At 45.1% G+C, this 15,810-nt stretch carries 13 protein-coding genes and 1 pseudogene; 5 read left to right on the top strand and 9 right to left on the bottom strand.

The window, feature by feature from the left end; all coding sequences use genetic code 11:
- The first annotated feature begins 42 nt into the window (after positions 1–42).
- Positions 43–1,728 (top strand): NAD(P)H-hydrate dehydratase, encoded by a 1,686-nt coding sequence (locus QUA88_RS08030; RefSeq protein ID WP_333054015.1) that lies wholly within the window; start codon positions 43–45, stop codon positions 1,726–1,728.
- 517 nt (positions 1,729–2,245) lie between these two features.
- Positions 2,246–2,776, top strand: coding sequence for a peptidoglycan-binding protein (locus tag QUA88_RS08025; protein ID WP_333209438.1), 531 nt, complete (start codon positions 2,246–2,248; stop codon positions 2,774–2,776).
- A 505-nt stretch (positions 2,777–3,281) separates the two neighbouring features.
- Here the strand turns inward: QUA88_RS08025 and QUA88_RS08020 are convergent.
- The 4 genes from QUA88_RS08020 to QUA88_RS08005 all read right to left on the bottom strand — a co-directional run bounded on the left by QUA88_RS08020 (position 3,282) and on the right by QUA88_RS08005 (position 7,565).
- Positions 3,282–3,755: a TerB family tellurite resistance protein gene (locus QUA88_RS08020; protein WP_333209439.1), complete on the bottom strand. Its 474-nt coding sequence runs from the start codon at positions 3,753–3,755 to the stop codon at positions 3,282–3,284.
- Positions 3,756–3,962: 207 nt separating this feature from the next.
- Positions 3,963–5,867 (bottom strand): M61 family metallopeptidase, encoded by a 1,905-nt coding sequence (locus tag QUA88_RS08015; RefSeq protein WP_333271138.1) that lies wholly within the window; start codon positions 5,865–5,867, stop codon positions 3,963–3,965.
- Positions 5,864–6,544 (bottom strand): Crp/Fnr family transcriptional regulator, encoded by a 681-nt coding sequence (locus QUA88_RS08010; protein ID WP_333045993.1) that lies wholly within the window; start codon positions 6,542–6,544, stop codon positions 5,864–5,866. Before QUA88_RS08010 ends, QUA88_RS08015 begins: the two co-directional genes overlap by 4 nt.
- A gap of 160 nt (positions 6,545–6,704) precedes the next feature.
- Positions 6,705–7,565 carry an inositol monophosphatase family protein gene (locus QUA88_RS08005; RefSeq protein WP_333271134.1) on the bottom strand — a complete coding sequence of 287 codons (861 nt, stop codon included), beginning with the start codon at positions 7,563–7,565 and terminating at the stop codon, positions 6,705–6,707.
- Positions 7,566–8,176: 611 nt separating this feature from the next.
- Here QUA88_RS08005 and QUA88_RS08000 point away from each other — a divergent pair.
- Positions 8,177–9,229: a glycosyltransferase family 4 protein gene (locus tag QUA88_RS08000; protein ID WP_333054021.1), complete on the top strand. Its 1,053-nt coding sequence runs from the start codon at positions 8,177–8,179 to the stop codon at positions 9,227–9,229.
- Positions 9,230–9,354: 125 nt separating this feature from the next.
- On the opposite strand, the gene QUA88_RS07995 is transcribed toward QUA88_RS08000, so the two are convergent.
- The 4 genes and pseudogenes from QUA88_RS07995 to QUA88_RS07980 all read right to left on the bottom strand — a co-directional run bounded on the left by QUA88_RS07995 (position 9,355) and on the right by QUA88_RS07980 (position 13,014).
- On the bottom strand, positions 9,355–11,280 hold the full coding sequence (locus QUA88_RS07995; protein WP_333054022.1) for an alpha-amylase family glycosyl hydrolase: 1,926 nt from the start codon (positions 11,278–11,280) through the stop codon (positions 9,355–9,357).
- 297 nt (positions 11,281–11,577) lie between these two features.
- Positions 11,578–12,453 (bottom strand): annotated as a pseudogene (locus tag QUA88_RS07990) (Rpn family recombination-promoting nuclease/putative transposase).
- A 66-nt stretch (positions 12,454–12,519) separates the two neighbouring features.
- Positions 12,520–12,651 (bottom strand): hypothetical protein, encoded by a 132-nt coding sequence (locus QUA88_RS07985; protein WP_333271131.1) that lies wholly within the window; start codon positions 12,649–12,651, stop codon positions 12,520–12,522.
- Between the two features lie 9 nt (positions 12,652–12,660).
- Positions 12,661–13,014 carry a hypothetical protein gene (locus QUA88_RS07980; RefSeq protein ID WP_333271128.1) on the bottom strand — a complete coding sequence of 118 codons (354 nt, stop codon included), beginning with the start codon at positions 13,012–13,014 and terminating at the stop codon, positions 12,661–12,663.
- A gap of 199 nt (positions 13,015–13,213) precedes the next feature.
- On the opposite strand from QUA88_RS07980, the gene QUA88_RS07975 reads away from it, so the two are divergent.
- Both QUA88_RS07975 and QUA88_RS07970 read left to right on the top strand, forming a co-directional pair.
- Positions 13,214–13,435, top strand: a complete 222-nt coding sequence (locus QUA88_RS07975; RefSeq protein WP_333054024.1) for a hypothetical protein — start codon at positions 13,214–13,216, stop codon at positions 13,433–13,435.
- A 208-nt stretch (positions 13,436–13,643) separates the two neighbouring features.
- A complete protein-coding gene (locus QUA88_RS07970; protein WP_333231968.1) occupies positions 13,644–14,648 on the top strand; it encodes an MvdC/MvdD family ATP grasp protein in 1,005 nt (334 codons plus the stop codon).
- A 25-nt stretch (positions 14,649–14,673) separates the two neighbouring features.
- Here QUA88_RS07970 and QUA88_RS07965 read toward each other — a convergent pair whose 3' ends face one another.
- Entirely contained in the window at positions 14,674–15,537 is an 864-nt protein-coding gene (locus QUA88_RS07965; protein ID WP_333231970.1) for an Npun_R2479 family HD domain-containing metalloprotein, read from the bottom strand.
- Positions 15,538–15,810 lie beyond the last annotated feature (273 nt).

The following is a 15,810-nucleotide window of genomic DNA, read 5'->3' as shown; positions in this document are numbered from 1 at the left end:
CAAATTGCCACTGCTGCTGTTAGCTGAAATTTTAGCATTAATATGACCATTCAAAAATTTGTTGTCACCGCCGACCAAATGCGGCAAATAGAAACGAGAATTTTTGCTGCGGGAATGCCAGTCGCAGCTTTAATGGAAAAAGTCGCGGGACTGATTGCTAGACGCATTCAGCAGCTTTTGAAAGCGGAAGGAAGTTCGGCAACTAGCAGTGTACGGGATTTAACGGATAGAAGGAAAAGGGAAGAAGGGAAAAAGCTTGTTAATTCTCTATTGCCAGTTATCGGCGTATTGGTTGGGCCCGGACACAACGGCGGCGATGCTTTGGTTGTTGCCCGCGAATTGCACTTTCAAGGGTTCCAAGTAGTTATTTACTGCCCGTTTTCTAAACTTAAGGAACTCACGAAAACTCACGCTGATTATGCGCGTTCTTTAAATATTCCATTTATTGATAAAGTTGAAGGGCTGAAAAACTGTGAGTTGCTCGTAGATGGTTTATTTGGATTTGGATTAGAACGAGAAATTACTAACGCTAGCGCAGCAGCTATTGACGAAATAAATAATTTAAATATACCAATTTTAAGTATAGACATTCCTTCGGGAATTCATACAGATACAGGAGAAGTTTTGGGAACGGCAATTAGGGCAAAACATACATTATGTTTGGGATTGTGGAAAATGGCATTTCTGCAAGACAGAGCGTTAGAATATATCGGCATTTCCGAATTAATTGATTTTGATATTCCCACAGCAGATATTGCAGCAATATTGGGCGAAACGCCAGCAATACAACGCATTACAAAAGCCTCGGCAACTCAGCATTTGCCGTTACCCCGATCGCCAATTTCGCACAAATATACCAACGGTAACATACTAATTATTGCAGGTTCCCGCCGCTACAGCGGAGCAGCAATTTTGGCAGCCTTGGGAGCAAGAGCAAGCGGCATCGGAATGCTATCCATTGCTGTTCCTGAGTCGCTTAAACCGATGTTGAGCTGTCAGTTGCCAGAGGCATTAGTTATAGGATGTCCCGAAACCCAAAGCGGTGCAATTAGCGAGTTACCAGTAGCAATTGATTTGAGTTCTTATGATGCGATCGCCGCAGGGCCAGGTCTGACATTGGAAGCGGCAATAGCTGTAGAATCTGTACTGGAGAGCGATCGACCTCTGGTTTTAGATGCTGACGGTTTAAATATCCTCGCTCAACTCGGCACAGTCCCGATTTTGTCCGAACGCTCAGCACTGACAATTATCACGCCTCATCCGGGCGAATTCAAGCGTTTATTTCCCGAATTAGCCGACGAAACCGGCGACGATCGAATTGCCGCCACTCAAGCAGCAGCTCAGCTTTGCGGCGCAACGGTATTGCTCAAAGGAGCCAGAGTTTGCATAAGTTGGAAGGATGAGGACGATTCCCTACAGGGTAGCGACGCTTCACGTACCATCACCTACCTCAATCCCGAAAGCACCCCAGCCCTCGCCAGAGGGGGCAGCGGCGACGTTCTCACAGGCTTGTTAGGGGGACTATTAGCAAGTGCGATCGCCCGCAAATCCCCCCCCAAATCAGTTGCTGTAACAGCAGCTTGGTGGCACGCTCAAGCCGGAATCATGGCTGCTAAAGAACGGACGGAATTAGGAGTAGATGCCTTTACTTTGACACAGTATTTAATTCCAACATTGCGAGAATTTGCTAAGGATCGTGGATTAAATAACTTCCGTAGGTTGGGTTGAGGAACGAAACCCAACAATCAAGCGTGGCGTTGGGTGGAGTGAAACGGAGGGTTCGTTCCACGGGCCCAACCTACAAAAAATGCAAGTTATTTAATTCTCATTCCTAAGTAAACAATCGACATGAGTTGGTAGAGTGCGTACCCCCCATCTTTGTATTGGGTAGGTGTGCACCGCGCACCTTAGCCCTTGGTTTGTATTGACAACGGAAGTCCTCATAAAGATATTACAACTTGCATTCCTTACGACTGACATCTTGCAGCAATATCAATAAGAGGATTTTTCGTGGGGTCGGGCGGGTTTATAGAACCTATTTGCAAGCTTTAAGGCTGTTGGCGAACCCGCCCCTAGGGCTAATTGAGAATGGTGCAATATCTCAGTTACGACAAACCAACGGGTAACTCAAACGAGCGACACTCACATGAGTGACACTCTAAAAAGTGACTGTGCATCCACAAATCCCACCAGTTATACCTGAAATATCAAACACCAAAACTTAAATATTGAGAGGAACCACATTATGTACACCGAAGAAAGAAGCTTGAACAATGAAACTATGGCTCTCGTCGCCGATACTACTGCTCAATCAACTCTTGCATTTGCTGAAACCACTGGAGTAAACAAACCGACTTTGCAAAGGGGTTCAACAGGTCAAGCTGTCAAGGAACTACAACAGCTTCTATTTCATTGGGGTTATTATTTCGGGTCGATTGACGGTATTTTCGGCGTCCAAGTTTACAACGGGGTCATAGGCTATCAACACCGCGTCTTTTTAAAAGAAGATGGGATTGTCGGCCCTCTCACTTGGGAAGCACTATACTCTGGTGCACCTGTGAATATGCCGATCGTCATGAAGGGCAGTTCTGGTAATGCTGTTAAAATTGTTCAGAATGTCTTGAAAATCAATGGATACTATTTCGGATTCATTGACGGATTATTCGGGCCGATGACAAATGTAGCAGTGCGACAATTGCAACTGAGCATGGCTTTACCGCAAGATGGAATTGTCGGCTACAGAACTTGGCACGCCCTCAGCAAGTTACCGCACTAATGACTGGTTGGATTCATATCAATTCCGGTTGTACGAGCGAAATGACTGTTGACTGTTGACTCGATTTTATTATTCTGATGCAACCGGAAACGATATCACTTTCAGTAATCGCAAAAAATCTGTAGATCAATTAGGGATTTAGGCTTTGCCTAAGTCCCTAATTCTCGTTAAGGGTAAGGCAGCGCGCGGGAATGGCGATTGATTCCCTGCGGGATAGCTTCGCTTCACGCAAATTCTGTTACCGTTCCAGGCGATGAAAAATATTCTCGACTTTTCCGTGTTTTTTTGTTAGTATATCTTAGGAAATTGGGAGCCACAATCCGGTTTATTTCCCTTCTGATTTAGTTGTAAATAGTTGCACTCAGAAAAATATTATTTCGATACTTACCTAACAAGACTTACCGATGGCAGGCTTATTCCCGGTTTCTACGAAAAATTCCAGGTTGAGTAACGAGAAATCTAGAAATCAACCGGGTTTTTAAGCCAAGCGCACGCAAGTCCCGAACTAGCCTTTGATGAACTTTTCTAATTTTTGAGCCATCTTCTCGACAATTCCCTCTGAAGTATCTGCAGCCGATGATTCAGCTTCAATACGCTTGACCACATCCTCTGAAAGATTCAGCAACTGCACTAATTTTTGATAAGCTGCGGCTTCTTCAGCGTTAATTTTTGGTTCATCGGGAGTGCGAGAACTAGATGAAATCACTTCATAGCCTAGTTGCAAGACTAATTCCTTTTCATCTTGAGTTTCTAGTTGGCCGATCAACTCGTCAAGGGGGATATTTTGCATGATGTAATCCCGCAGTTCTTGTTGCATTTGTTGTCCGTCGGTATCTGGGGCAAACAAACGACAAAAGCGATCGAGCATTAAATTAACTTCTTCTGTGGCGAGTTCGCCGTCAGCCCAGGCCATAGAAGCAACAATTCTCAGCAGATTCATTTGGCGGGGCGTAATTGATGGAGGAGGTGGGGTTTGCATAATCAAAATGGGTAATTGGTAATATCAATTCCGGTGCAACCGGAATTATTGTTGACTGTTGACTGTTGACTGTTGACTGTCAGTCGAAAAACTGAATGATAGTTGAGTATTGACTGGTGATTCAATTTTACCAGGAGGATGCTAGCGGAATTGGGAATTGAGCTTGATGTCTTCTGGTCTTTTCTTTCCCGTTCCCCTTCATTTATGTCACAATTTCGATAGAGGAACTCCCAGCCATCCAGTAAAGTTTTGTTTCTGAATAGCGGTGGGCTTTTCCACCGGCACGATCGAGTAACGCATCGGGCGCGGCGGGGCGAGAGTAACAGGACAAGTCCGCAGTTCGTCTTGGTGAAAAACTGTCACCGAGACGATATCCCCAGGCTGGAAATCTTTTAGTCTCTCGCCCGCTTGTTCTACATTTACTACCCGAAAACCTTCGATCGCCAGCAACTCGTCTCCAGCATCAATTCCGGCCAATTGTGCCGGAGATCCTACTTCGACAAATTTAACCATTTCCCGCCCGTTTTCCGTTCCCAACGTCCAACCGATGCGAGGTATTTCGCTAGTTTCACCGGCGGTGAGTTCTAGCCCAAAAGGTTCCAGATATTTGTTGTAAGGCAACTCTTCTGTGCCGTCTATATAGCGCGCGAAAAAGTCGCTCAAATCGATGCCGGCGACGGACTCGATCGCACTTTGCAACTCTTCGGGAGTAAAGCCTATTTCTGCGGGCAGCGAAGGAGAATTTAACTGTCCGTTTGAGGTTAAATGCGCCGATTTGCCGTCTGTTTCCGACTTCAGGTCAAAATCGCCGTTTTGGGCAGAATTAGCATTGCCAAACTTCTGCCACATCAAACGCATCACATCGTCGAGCGATCGCTCATTGCCGTGTTTGGCGCGAATCAACAAATCGAGCAAAAACGAAACAACTTCCCCTTTCAAATAATAGGAAATCTGCGAGTTGTCGCTGTTAGAATCCCGGCGATAAAGTTTAATCCAAGCATCCCAGCTCGACTCGCTCACAGGCTGTACACTCCGCCCCGGAGTCGTCTGCAAGCGAGTAATTTCCTTAGCCATACCTTGGAAAAAACCTTTCACGCTGTAGAGACCTGAGCGAAAAGGAATCACCAAATCGTAATAACTTGTAGTGCCTTCAGAGAACCATAAAGAAGGAGTATAATTCTCTTTTTCGTAGTCAAATACTTCGAGAGCTTTCGGTCGAATGCGCTTGACATTCCACAGGTGAAAAAACTCGTGAGCTACCAACTGAATAAAGCGTTCATACTTTTCCTTAGCCCGAAAACCAAAACGCGGATAGTTGAGAGTGCAACTCTCCTTGTGTTCCAAACCGCCAAAACCAGAGCCGGACAAATGTAGGAAAAACACATAGCGTTCGTAAGGCAAACCGCCGAACATTTTTGCCTCAACTTCGATCACTTTTTGGATGTCTCGAATCGTGCGATCGGGTTCTAAATTGCCTTTCCCCCAAACAACTAGCTGGTGGGGTTTTCCCATCACTTCAAACTCGTACACTTCGTGACAGCCAATCTCAAAAGGACTATCGACAAGGGTATCAAAATCCGCAGCAGCGAAAGTAAGATTTTGGCCAGAAACAGGCGGCAAAGTAGTAACGGTGCGCCATTGGGACTCAGGTGGCACAACGGTTACGGTGTAGCAGTTGCGCTCAAAACCGGGCAAGAAAAAGCACAAAGCCGCCGGATTGAAATAACCGTGAGTCGAGTCTAAATGATTGGTTCGCACTGTCAGTTCGTTGGCAAAAATGCGGTAGAAAACCGTGATATCTGACACCGAATCGGTCTCGATTTGCCAGTGATTTTTGCTTTTTTTGCGCCAAGGTAAAGCTCTATCGCCCGCCTGGGAGCTAAAATCTTGCAGGTGGCGGGCGTACTCTCGAACCAAATAAGAACCGGGAGTCCAGACAGGCATTTTTAAATCCAGAACCGGCTCCGACCAACCTTGCACGCGCAAAGTTACTTCAAAAAGGTGGGATTCAGGATTGGGCATCGCCACCGAATATTGAATTGTCGGTGCTGTTAGTTGCCCCTGACAGTTGCCGGCAGCGGACGAGGTATCCAAAGAAGTAACATCAGTCATTGACTTGCCAAATTAATCAAGTGCTTGAGGTTGATCAAATGGATAGTTTGGCGGTCTGGATCGATTTTGATCCAACCTTTACTATCGAGTTTTTCCATAATTTTGCTGGTTTCATCTAGGGTGATATCTGTGACATCAGCTAAGTCTTCATAAGGAATATTGAAGATATCTTTGCCCTCAGCAGTTTTCTGACCGTAGTTTTCTGCCAGCTCGACTAAAGTATTTGCTAGTTTAACCGCTGGCTGGCGGTTGCGGAGTTGATAGCGGAGATTGGTTTGGCGGAGTCGCCGCACCATCAGTTGCAGCATCCGGTGGTGCAATTGCGGGTCTTTAAACAGGGTTTGGATAAATCGCTGAGCTGTGACGCTGAGCAGCCGCACTGGCGATAGAGCAAGTACGTCATTCGATCGGGGAGATTCGTCCAGAATGGCCATTTCGCCGAAGAAGGCACCCCGTCCTAAAATAGCCATTGATACAGCTCGATCGTTTGACAAGCGCCGGACTTTGACCCAGCCAGACACGACAAAATAAATCGCGTTGCCCCAAGAATCCTCCATCACCACAGCTCGGCCCGGGGGATACTCATGCTTGACGGCATTTGATAGCAGCCCTCCCAAGGTTTCTGGGTTAGCACCCTTAAATAGAGGGAACAGCTCACTGAAAGCTTCTGTCTTCATGCAAACTCGCGGAGGTGGGAAATATGATTAGGCGACACCCAACAGCTAGGGAACGATCGATGTTTGGGAACACAAACAATCTGTTGCTCCTTTAATTGATAATAAGGGTGCAGAGGCCCGGTTCACGTAAAATCGGCAGATTCTTTAATCTTAAACGGGTTTACAAGCCTGTCACTGCCTGTTGAACTTTGCCCAACAGAGGTTCTATGTAGTCCGGCCAGCCGATCGCGATTGACTGCCTGTGGGCCAGAGTTTCCGGCTCGATCGCATCTTTACTCCACCTCAGCGGTTGACCTTGCAAGTCGCAACAAACCAATCCGGCTGCTTTTGCTAAAGCCAAAGGGCCGGCGGTATCCCACACTTTAACTCTGCCGTTGAGATACAGGTACAAACCAGCTCGACCGAAGATAACTTCCATAACTTTTAAGCCAAAGCTGCCCAGCGAGTAAAATTCTGCGCCGGGGATGCTTTGGGCGATCGCCAGGGCGTAGTTTTTCTGGTCTTTGTCTCCGAGAATAATTTTACAATTTTCCGCTGTCGGAGCCGGGGGTTTGCATAGGGCGATCGGCTGTGGCGCTTCGGTTCCGACACTTTGGAACAATCCCCAATCTTTGCCGCCAAAATACATTTGGTCAAAAGCCGGGGCGTAGAGCCAGCCGGCCACCGGGTTCCCTTCCAGCAGCAGCCCCACCATGGAAGCGTAGTGCAGTTTTCCCCGAATAAATTCTTCAGTCCCGTCGAGGGGATCGATGCACCAGAGGCGCTGGTAATTGGCGCAGTAAGCTGTTCTGGAGGCGACGTTTTCCTCGGTGATCCTGCCGTCTTCAGGAAACAAAGCGCTAAATGCTGCCGATAGTTGTCGGTCTAGGTATTGATCGATACTCGTCACGTAGTCGTTGGGCCCTTTCTCGGAAACTTCAAAAGGTTCGGCTGCTAGCTTGTAAGCTTCTTGACCGCACTCGCGCAGGGTGTAGCGAATTTTTTGGTCTTGCTCTGGAGAAATATACATGAGGTTAAACATAAATTTTTTAGCTAACTTCAGCATAAAAGCTTAAGTCCTTGGAATCGATCGGCGCGTGTCATTCGATTTTAGATTTTAGATTTTAGATTTTGGATTGACTTGCGCGAGATCAATTCGGGGGACGCAAGGATTTGAGATTTTAGATTTTGGATTGATTTGCGCGAGATAAATCACGTGGCGGTACCATCTAGAAATTCTTGGTCACTGTTTTTGATTCGTACAGGATTTGGGCGCGGGTGTCGATAAACCCGGTTTCCTAACCGTCAGCGCGGTTGCGATACAAGCCCCAGACAGGATCGATCTGATGTGCTGCACCATTGTCAATAATCCTTTTACAAACAGGCTTTCCGGCCTGTTCCACAAGAAATTTATCTTTTGTAGAACGGGCCCCAGAGCCCGTTCTTGAGAATGGTGCAAGATGTGAGATTGATGGAAATCAAAAAAATTTACACATGAGGGAGAACCCCCCAGATTTTTCTAAAATCTAAAATCTAAAATCTAAAATCTAAAATCGACCGATCGATCGTACCAGCACTTTCAACAGCAGAGGATAGAATCTTCAGAGGTTAGATAATTTGTGCCAGCACCAGAATAAATATAAGGAGAATACTTTGAAATACCATTTGGCATTAGGTCGCAAAATAGACCTAGATGGAATTGACCGCGATGCACAACTAGGCAAATGTCCTCGCCACGTCCTGCGGGCCCTCAGAGAGAGCTTAAATGCCACCGTTCACGCCCCGGATGGCGAAGCGATCTCGTTGAGCGACAAGCTGCGATCGAAAATTTCTTCTAAACCCGAACATTGGGCCGCCGCGCGCAAATTGTCCGAGCAAGTCAGCAGCGACGACGTGATATTTTGTAACGGCGAGGACATTGGCATTCCAGTGGCGGCGGTTTGCGGGGCTAAGCCCGATCGCCCGAAAATTGTTGTACATTTCCACAATATCGATCGGCTGCGCGGCCGCGTCGCCCTGAAACTATTTGGTTTGGCTGACAAAATTGACGTGTTCATGGCTTGCGCCAGCCCTCAAACTGACTTCCTCCGCAGTTATTTAGCTTTACCTGAATCCCAGATTTTAGTGCATCTAGACCAGACAGACACTAAGTTTTTCACACCCGGCCCCGTTTCTGGCGATAAAAAGCGACAAACGATTGTTAGCGTCGGGTTAGAAAAGCGCGACTACCGACTCCTAGCAGCAGCAACTGCTGACTTAGATGTTGACGTAAAAATTAGCGGTTTTTCTAAAGATGCCAAAGCTTTATCGCAAGCTTTCCCCGATACTATGCCAGAAAATATGTCCCGCAAGTTCTACGAATGGCCGGATTTAGTGCAGCTTTATCGCGATGCAGACGTAATTGCAGTTTGTTTGGCGGAAAATAAATATGCTGCTGGAGTGCAGGGTTTGCTAGAAGCAATGGCCTGCAAGCGGCCGGTCGTCATTACTCGGACTCAAGGTATGGTCGATTATTTAGCCACCCCGGATATTGCCAAAGTGGTAGATGTGGGAGATGCAGCAGGTTTGCGCGAGGCGATCGTCCATTTGCTTTCAAATCCTCAAGAAGCTGAATCTCAAGCGCAGCGGGGGTACGAAATGGTTGTGAACCAGCACAGCAGCGAACCTTATGTCGATGTTTTAGCCCAGAAGCTGCGATCGCTTTAAACTCGTAATATCAGCAACGGGATCTCCGGCCCGTTCCACAAAACAGAAACTTGGTTGTGGAACAGACCGGAGAGCCTGTTGATTAAAAACTGGTAAAACAAGCCGGAAAGCCTGTTGATTAAAAATCACGACTCGCGTCCACTCGCCCACTTATCCCGCCATTTCACAGTCCCTTCCGAAACTAAAACCCAGCGGCGACAAACCAGGTTTTCTCGCAGCGGCGACAGTCCTTCCCGTAGCAGCGCATACTTATAAGAAATCAACTTCCCCGCACTTTCATTAAAAGGAATTTCCCCAAACCAAGTATTAGTATTGATATACTCCAAGGGGTAGCCCTTACTAATATCCCAATTCCCCAACTCAGGGCAATCTCCAATCACCACAATTCTTTCCCCAGGCTGAGTTCTAACGCTGTTAAGCTGCGCCCGCACAATAGTTTTCGCCTTAACTCGTTCTCCGACGCGACTAAAAATCATTACTTCCCGCGAACCCAACTCTAAATTATACAGCATCCCGTCTTTAACTTCAAACTTGCGGCGCGATAAAACCTCCGTATGCTCTCCATCAGGCAACTCAGTATCCACCTCTTTAAGTGTCACAGAATTGCCACGATTCATCGCTACAAACACCACAGAATCGCGATAGCGGCGCACGTAACAATAAACATCAGGAGTTAGATACTTTTGCCACTGACTCCCCATCGAAATAGCTGGATTCAGCCGTCGCAATCCCGACAGCAAACGCACATCTCGGTAAATCGGCGCATCATTATCCCACTTTTCCATCATCGGGCGGTTGTAAGGGTCATTCCCCCCATCTGTATCATCGTGCAGATACTGTTCAGTGCCGTAATAAATGCAGGGAATACCGCGAGTCGTCATAATTAAACATATCGCCAAATGCAGCATTTCTGGATCGGGATTCAACGACTGAAACCTCGGCATATCGTGGTTGTCAATAAAAGTAATTAACTCCGTCGCCCCGTAGTAGCGGTGATCCAAATTCAGGACATCTTGGACTAACTTAAATCCCGCGCCCGCACCCTTCCCCAATACTTCTCGAATTGCCACGCACAGACCAAAATCTAAAATAGTCATCCCCGACTCGTTGGCAAATTCCACAGAACGATCGTTTCTAGGGTCGCTGTAAATCCATTCGCCAAAAATGAAAACATCAGGTCTGTGTGTTAAAATGTCAGCATTAAATTCCTGCCAAAACCAAATAGGCATATGCTTGACTGTATCAACCCGCAAAGCATCAACACCTCTGTCCAGCCATTGTTTAATTGCTGACTTAATGTAATTGCGGTAGGCAATATTGTTTTCGTTAAAAGTTGCTAAACCAGAAAGTTCGCAGTTTTGGACTTGCCATTCATCTTCCCAGTTTGTGACTTCGCCGTAGTGGTGATACCAGTCATCTTCATCGTCGTTAAAGTCAGCTATTTTTACGCCATCATCGTAGAGTTCCCCTTTTTTACCGCTAAAATCTGGGTTGCTGTGATTGCAGACAATATCAAGTACGAGTTTCATGTTTCGCTGGTGCAACTCGTGTACTAATTTGTCAAATACGGTATCTTTAGTTTCTTGTGTTTGGTTGATAGAAGGATTGTCGCCTGTGGCAATAAAGCGGGGATTTAATCGCTTAAAATCTTTAGTCCAGTATCCGTGAATTGCAGCTTGTTCGACAAATAATGCTTCCACTTGCTCGAACAGTGGAGTCAGCCAAACTGCAGTAACTCCCATATCTTTTAAGTAATCGAGTTTGTCGATAACTCCCTGCAAGTCGCCGCCCCAATATTTGCCCCAATCTTTCCCTTCTGGATCGTAAAGTTCTGGGTTGGGGCCTTCGTTATTTTCGGGGTCGCCGTCGTAAAAGCGATCGACTACAATGAAATAAATTGTTTCTTGTCGGAATTCAATGTCTCTGGTGTAGAGAAACTCTAAATCGATTTCGCTTTCTGGCTTAACTTCTTCTACCAGAGACTCAATTTTTTCTTCTGGTTCGCTAACTTCGTATTGAGAAGAAGTTTGATTGGGAGTGACTGATGTCATGAGATGTATTTTTTTTTATTGTAAGATTGGTCAGTTATTCGGAGCTAGAGTCGGAGATAGCTTTCCCATCTGACTGACTTTTACAGCATCATACGGAATTTACTGGTTTAATGAAATCTTCCTTTAGAGAGAGGGCAGACTCATCCTTGAGGATTATGTGGATGAGAGTTAATATTTGGTTTCATTCTCAATCAAAGAGGCAGAGACTCAAAAACCAGCGCTACCAGGCCGATCCTAGTAGCGAGAAAAGGTGTACTAATTGTGCGATCGTACTTTTTCCCTTTCTTTCTTTCATTCCTATCGCAAGTTTTGGATATCTTCAACACTCAAACCAGTTGTTTGACTAATTGTTTGATTGTCAAGGACATTGAGAAGTTGCCTAGCAATTTCTAGAGCCTTTTCTCTCATTCCTAGCGCGACTCCTTCTTCTCTGCCTTCTTCTATACCCTTTGCGATTCCTTTTTCAATTCCCTTGAGCAAGACACCCTGCTGATCGAGAATAAACATTTCGCGTTCTTCTAAATCTGCCAACTCCTCTGGATTCAAGTTAGTTTCATTGGCAATCGCAAAGGCTTGCTGTATTTCCGAGACTGTTTCCATTGTTTGCGGTACCACTTCCAAACAGGGAGCATTTTTCATAAAATAAACCCACTTGTCAGTCAAAGTTTCTAATTCATCCAATTGTTTATTGAATTTCGGCAACTCGATAAATATCAGTTCTATCTCTGGATCGACATAATCAAATAAACGCTTTTTCTCCTTGAACACAAAATGAGAAATTATTTCTGGGTCATTGTTAAACATTTCAAAATCAGTAATTGTCAAAGCAATTACAGGTTTTAACTTAAAGTAACCTTGACCGCGAATCAGTTGAGTTGAGTAAGTTTTCGCAGTATTGTAAACCACCCGTTTCGCAAAAGATTCTACATTTAAAACTTGCATCTCGATAATTACAGTTGCGCCGCCTTCAAGCCGGGCTTTGACATCCAGGTAAGAGTCTTTGAGATACTGTACTCTTGATGCTAAATACGGGTCGATAATTTATAAGTCAGCGATGGTGGGATTACCATCATAAATCATGGCATTGAGAAAGCTGATTAAGATTGGTTTGCTTTGATTGGATCCGAATATTTTTTTGAATGCAAACTCGATTTTGGGGTTAATGAATCTCATGGTGATTTTTCGTTTTCTGAGCTTTTTAACGATTCAATCTATCTGGTAATCAGGAGCAAAACATTCTTATTCTGTCAAATCGACTTGTCGAATCTCTTCTAGCGTCATATCCAAGCATTGCGCGATCTGCTCGTCGCTCAAACCGACGGCTTGCAAGCGTTTAATCGCCTCCATTTTCGCCCGCTGCTTTCCCCGCAAAAACTCAGGCTACTCTTCCTGCGATGTGCAGACATTCAGCGCTCCGATTAAATGACCACGAGCAACATGATTGCCACTAATGACGCTTCCAGTAACATTGCTAATCATCGACTTCCGAATCAGTGCCGATCGCAAATTTAACTTATTAACCTCTTCTCCAAAAGCATCAGAGAACAACTCCCATAGCTCGTAGCCCACATCTTTAGCATAACCCTCAGTACAATTCAGCGCTTGGGCAATATCGCCATACTTTTGCCGCTTCAAAACGCCCTCAATCACACCAACTTGCATATCATCTAAATGCTTGCCAGTTTTCGCAAAGACCACTTCATCTGCAAAAGCCAGTGCTTCCTTAACGTTCACCCGCGCCTCCTCACAATATCCGAGCGATCGAACTAAAACCGTCTAGATCCGACTATTTTCGCCTTGAATACAAAAACGATTAAAGCTTTATCAAAACTTTTTATATTATACGACTTTATCCGACCTTTTTCGACTATACAAATTAATTGGCAAGCTGTAGCATTGTGAAAGTAAAACAATCGCTCAAAAAGACTAACTTATGACGACTACCCAACTCGCTCTAGACAAAAAAGCAAATCCTTTGATGATGCACCTGAGCATCTTGCCCAAGTACGGCATCACCGCCGAGGAGACTTTTAGCTACGATCCCACCACGCAGACCTCCAACATCACCTCCATGAGTGGCTCCTGGTGTAATCGCAGTGGCTCCACTGTTAGGCAGTTTGACGAGAATGATGATGACCAGCAAGAGGACGACTAGAATTTGCTCTGGCTAAGGTCGTCTTTTGCTTGCCATCTGATTTCTTGAAAGACCTGCATGAATTTTTGCATGACAGGTCTTTCACTGTCAATTTTATTTCAATTAGTTTGATTGCGATACCAGTTTCAAAAAAAATCTAACCGCATACAAGCTCGAAACCCATACATTATCCATCATTTCCTATCTCAAATCTAAAATATAAAATAGTATGACTGACCTTTTAATCGTGACTTCCGAGACAGACATTCATGCAGATGTCGTTATCAACGAATTGCAAAAATCAAATATTCGAGCAATTCGATTGAACTCAGAAAGTTTTATTCAAAAAAGTAAATACTTTTATGAGTGGCAAGCTTCAGGCAATCCCAGTCAAAGTTTTTTGTCTTTTGAAGACTCCTTGAGAGAAGTGCAAAAAGTCGGCGTAATTTGGTGGAGAAAGCCAGATAATTATGCTGTATTTCCCGAAGTTAATGATGCTTGGGCAATCAAGTATTGTCAACAGGAAACAGAATCTTTGATTTATTCACTTTCTGGACTATATCCCAAAGCTAAATGGGTTAATCATTACTATAAAATTAGATTACCATCTCATCGAATAAATCAGATTCCAATTGCTCACAAGCTGGGAATTACCATCCCTCCAACACTCGTCACCAATTCCTACGATGCTGCTTGCAACTTTGTGACACAACAGGGTAAGTGCATTGTCAAACCGATGCGCTACTCTGGATTCCTACATGATGAAAAGCAGTATGCTTGCTATACTCGCCCCATTGATGTAGAAACACTTGAAGCATTTCGAGAGAGCATTCGATTAGCGCCTGTTTTTATTCAAAAACGCATTCAAAAGAAGGCAGAATATCGCGTTACATTAATCGGCAAGCATGATTTTGTCTGTCGCATTGATGCCAAACATATCAACGATTCAGATGTGACTTTAGATTGGCGCGTCACCGAACCGGATAAACTCGTTCACGTTCCCGACAATTTGCCGATCGACTATCTCAACAAACTTCATCAAATGCTTGACGAATTTGGTTTGAATTTTGGTGCATTCGATATCATTCGCGATGAGGACGACACGCTCTATTTTATCGAACTCAATCCTAACGGACAGTGGTATTGGATCGAAATTCTCACTAAAATGCCTATGGTTCGCGCAATGGTGGAACTCATCGAAGATTTAGCGCTTCAATATCAACAGGATTGCTGAATATCGCCCGACATCCACCCCAACCCTAGCTAACTACAGCCACCGCAGACTCTGGAACCTGAGAATGCTCCACCCGGAACACATTCGCGCTCAAATTAGCAACAACTTGTTTCCCTTGCTGCGTCAGTTCCAAATAGCCGATCGCATCCTTCACATACCGATGAACCACATTCCAATAAAACTTCGGATAACCATCCCGCAACTCCCCCGGATTCTGATAGCCCAAAACCCGATTTTGCCCAGTCTCCTCAAACTCGTAAAACAGCGCCGCAATCTTTTGCAAATATCGCGGATCGCTCAATTGACCAATTAAATCAGCAGCCCGAACTAAACCCGGATAATTTACAGTATCTTGATAATCTTCATCTGTAGGAACTGGGAAACGAGTCAGCTCAATATTATGCTTAACCAGCTCAGCGTCAATCAGTTTGTGACCGCCAAAACGCTCGTCAATAAACATTTTTCCGCGATCGACATGATAAAGCATCAAACTAGCATCCGTGGCCCCCGGAGGCAGCGTTAATTTCAGGTCGCCTATTCCCGTCGCATACAGTCCCAAATCTGTTCTATCTTGCCTGCAAACACCTTTAACATACCCGATATCGTGACATAGCAAAGCAATGTGGAAGTGCAGCCAATCTTCGCAGGAAACACCCCCTTCGCGGATGTGCTTCCCCCCCAGAATTGCTTGTCCCACCAAGGTCACTAAAATAGTGTGTTCGACATTATGGTAAAGAGCATCGCTATTAGCAATATTTTCTAAAGCCATACTCGCCACCCAAGCAATAATCTCACCATAGTCAGATTTAAACCCGCCATAAGTGTGGCGGTAGCCTTCAATCAGGCGATTGACAAAAGCCTTAATCAGCAGTTCAGTTGCGTTAAACATATTCACTTCCCTGAGCCCACGTAGATTATTAAATTATTTTTATAGTTATTGTTTTTGCTGCTACCGTTTGATGTTATTTTTGGCTTAAGCGCCACGATGGATACCCACTCCTATCGAGAGGCATCCATTGATATTATCAACAATTATGGCTTAAATTATGGCTCTCGCAACTACCAGAGCGACATACCCCATAAATAATTGATATCAAGGGGCGATCGAGGTATGACACCCCTCAATCAGTAGTACAGGGTTACATCTTCGGCGCATACCTCA

It is taken from the genome of Microcoleus sp. D3_18_C2 (genome assembly GCF_036702395.1).
In the GTDB taxonomy this organism is placed as follows: Bacteria; Cyanobacteriota; Cyanobacteriia; order Cyanobacteriales; family Microcoleaceae; genus Microcoleus.
Note: the sequence above shows the minus strand (reverse complement) of the source record. Positions and strands in the feature narration are given on the sequence as shown.

Bases quoted from the DNA above. Each gene is read 5' to 3' on its own strand.
- QUA88_RS08030 (WP_333054015.1), top strand. From the start codon at position 43: ATGACCATTCAAAAATTTGTTGTCACCGCCGACCAAATGCGGCAAATA.
- QUA88_RS08025 (WP_333209438.1), top strand. From the start codon at position 2,246: ATGTACACCGAAGAAAGAAGCTTGAACAATGAAACTATGGCTCTCGTC.
- QUA88_RS08020 (WP_333209439.1), bottom strand. From the start codon at position 3,755: ATGCAAACCCCACCTCCTCCATCAATTACGCCCCGCCAAATGAATCTG.
- QUA88_RS08015 (WP_333271138.1), bottom strand. From the start codon at position 5,867: ATGACTGATGTTACTTCTTTGGATACCTCGTCCGCTGCCGGCAACTGT.
- QUA88_RS08010 (WP_333045993.1), bottom strand. From the start codon at position 6,544: ATGAAGACAGAAGCTTTCAGTGAGCTGTTCCCTCTATTTAAGGGTGCT.
- QUA88_RS08005 (WP_333271134.1), bottom strand. From the start codon at position 7,565: ATGTTTAACCTCATGTATATTTCTCCAGAGCAAGACCAAAAAATTCGC.
- QUA88_RS07995 (WP_333054022.1), bottom strand. From the start codon at position 11,280: ATGACATCAGTCACTCCCAATCAAACTTCTTCTCAATACGAAGTTAGC.
- QUA88_RS07975 (WP_333054024.1), top strand. From the start codon at position 13,214: ATGACGACTACCCAACTCGCTCTAGACAAAAAAGCAAATCCTTTGATG.
- QUA88_RS07970 (WP_333231968.1), top strand. From the start codon at position 13,644: ATGACTGACCTTTTAATCGTGACTTCCGAGACAGACATTCATGCAGAT.
- QUA88_RS07965 (WP_333231970.1), bottom strand. From the start codon at position 15,537: ATGTTTAACGCAACTGAACTGCTGATTAAGGCTTTTGTCAATCGCCTG.